The 2,733-nt window shown below is 56.5% G+C and carries 1 protein-coding gene and 1 pseudogene; both read left to right on the forward strand.

The genetic code is table 11. The features are described from left to right. On the forward strand, positions 1–2,021 hold a 2,021-nt coding region (locus X742_RS01000000171125; protein ID WP_023775561.1), incomplete at its 5' end, for an AAA domain-containing protein. Further along, a pseudogene (locus tag X742_RS1000000171825) lies at positions 1,984–2,733 on the forward strand (helicase); the annotation flags it as partial. The gene X742_RS01000000171125 and the pseudogene X742_RS1000000171825, both read left to right, overlap by 38 nt.

Consider the following 2,733-nt stretch of genomic DNA (forward strand, 5'->3'; position numbering starts at 1 on the left):
AGGCTCCTCTCATTTTGGTGCCGGTACGGCTGGAGCGAGGGGCCGCTGGAGAAAAGTTTCGGCTGCGAGCTCGCACGGAAGATCTTACCGCAAACCTCTCCTTGGAACTCTATCTCGACCGCATTCACAAGCTCGCCCTGCCGCGTTTTGAAGTAGGAGACGACTTCGACGTCTCGGCCTATCTCGATGCCGTTGCCGAAGCAGTGTCGACCAAAGAGGGTTGGCAGGTGCTTGCCGATGATATGGTGCTCGGCTTCTTCTCGTTCGCTAAGTTCTTGATGTACCGTGACCTGGATCCGGATCTCTGGCCGGATGGCGCAAAGATTATCGAACAACCGAAGATCCGCTCGCTTCTTTCAGATGGTTTCGAAACACGCGAACCGCTGATGTCGGACGACATTGCGATTGATCCGCATATCGGGCCTACCGAAATGTTGCATATCGTCGACAGTGACAGTTCTCAGACGCTGGCGATCCATGATGCAAGAAAGGGTCGCGACCTCGTTATCCAAGGTCCTCCCGGGACAGGAAAATCGCAGACGATCGCAAACATTATCGGGTCGGCCGTTGCCGATGGAAAGACCGTGCTGTTCGTTGCGGAAAAAATGGCCGCACTTGAGGTCGTGAAGCGACGGCTTGACACTGCGGGGGTGGGGGACGCCTGCCTTGAGCTCCATAGCAACAAGGCAAACAAGCGCATGATGCTGGAGGAGTTGCGGCGCACCTGGCAACTCGGATCGCCTCGCGGACAGCTTGCTTCTTCCCTTACTGAACGCCTGCTGGAGGCTAGGGATAAACTCAATGCACATGCTACAAGGATGCATGTTCCATTTGGAACGTCCNTTCAGACGTGTGCTCTTCCGATCTCTGAACGCCTGCTGGAGGCTAGGGATAAACTCAATGCACATGCTACAAGGATGCATGTTCCATTTGGAACGTCCGAACTCACTCCATACCAGGTTCTTGGCCAGCTAACCCGACTAAGGCAGAACGGGCAAAAGCCAGTTGATATTGAACTTGAGGATGCCACCGCTTGGACGAATGACGGTGTCTCGCAACGTCGCAAACTTCTCGATGAGGTGTCTCAGCGGATCAACGAGATCGGCTTGCCGATCCACCACCCATGGCGGGGAGTTGGCCTGGATGTCGTTCTACCAACGACCATTGAGAGGCTCGTCCCACGCATTGCGTCGTCGCTGGATCAAGCAAAGGCTCTGCACGCCAAACTGGCCGATATTGCTGAGCGGATCGAGGCGAAGCCTCCGCAAATCCTCAGCGACAGCGGCGAGGTAGAAGATCGTGCTGAGCTTCTCGCGTCCGCACCTGGACTTCCTGCCGAGGCGCTAGTCTCGCCGGTTTGGGATGAGCGTCCAAAGGACATTGCATCGCTTCTCTGGACAGGAACAGATTTCAACCGCAAATCCGAGGAACTGTCGGAGCAGTTGGTGGCGACGGCTATCGACACGCCAATTGAAGGTCTCGAGACAGAGCTTGCTAAGCTTCCTTCAGACTTTCCGAAAGATGGTTTCGTTCGTGCGCGCCAGCTAACCGTGTTGCTCCCACGCTTAAGAGAAGAAGCTGAGCGGCTAAATCAAGAACTGGGGTCTACGGTTTTACCGGACACGCTTGCAGGACTCCTCAGGTTAGTGATGACCGGCGAGAGAGTTGCGGCAGCCCCCGATGCAAGCCCTGAGGCATTCGCAGCCACAGTTTGGGACTCCGGGCTGGAACAGGCTGGTGACCTTGCCGACAGCGTAGCAACGCTACAGACTGCTAGAGCCGAGCTTCAGGGCAAAGTTGTTGATGCCGCGTGGAGTACCAACGTGGCCGCGGCGCGGCAAGCGCTGGCCGAGCACACGGGAATATTGAAAGCATTGAATGGCGACTACCGTCGTGCCACTGCACTTGTGCGGACTATTTTGGTGGCCCCTAGCGCGCCTGCGGCGGAGATAGTGGGTCTCCTCGACATTCTAATGAAGGNTGATGGAAGCGAAGGCAAGCACTGTAGCTCAAGCCGATGACGCGTCACGACAGGTTCTGACTGACGTTCCAGATCTGATCAGTGAGCGGGTGGAGATACTGCGCCGACTAGGCAGACTACAAGCGCTTGATCAAGAGATCGAGGACGGGGAAAGCCTTGGCAAGTTCGCATTCGGCTCGTCGTGGCTCGGACGAGGATCCGATTGGGCCGCTCTCGCGCAAGCCGAACTTTGGCTGAGAGAAAATGGCTCAATCCGGCATTTGGCTGCGCGGTTGCCTGAAAGAAAAGAGATCGCAAACTTGGCGCGTTCAGCGCGTGAAGCGGCCCAAGCGGCAGCGCGGGAATTGAAGGCGCTTGCAGGGGATTTGAAAGCCGATGCTCCCTCCTTGTTTGGAGTAGACGATTTTCCAGACGTCGCGATAGTCGAGGTTGTTTCTCGACTGGAGGGGTGGCTCGATCATCAGGAACAGCTCTCGAAGTGGGTTGCCTATGAAGAGCGATCCGAAACAGCCCGAAAGGCTGGACTGGGACAGTTGATAGACGGCCTGGCCGACGGCCAGATTACAACAGGATCGGCGCGATCAGTCTTCGATATGGCCTACTACGAACGAATGTTTCTAGCGATGGCGACCGATGAGCCCGAGCTGGCAAGGTTCGACGGGGAACTGCATTCCAGGGCTGTACGTGACTTCGCGGATCTGGACCGACAGAGGATCAAGGCCGGTGCCATTGAAGTTGTGACGGCTCATCAC

The sequence above is a fragment of the Mesorhizobium sp. LNHC229A00 genome (assembly GCF_000502415.1).
In the GTDB taxonomy this organism is placed as follows: Bacteria; Pseudomonadota; Alphaproteobacteria; order Rhizobiales; family Rhizobiaceae; genus Mesorhizobium.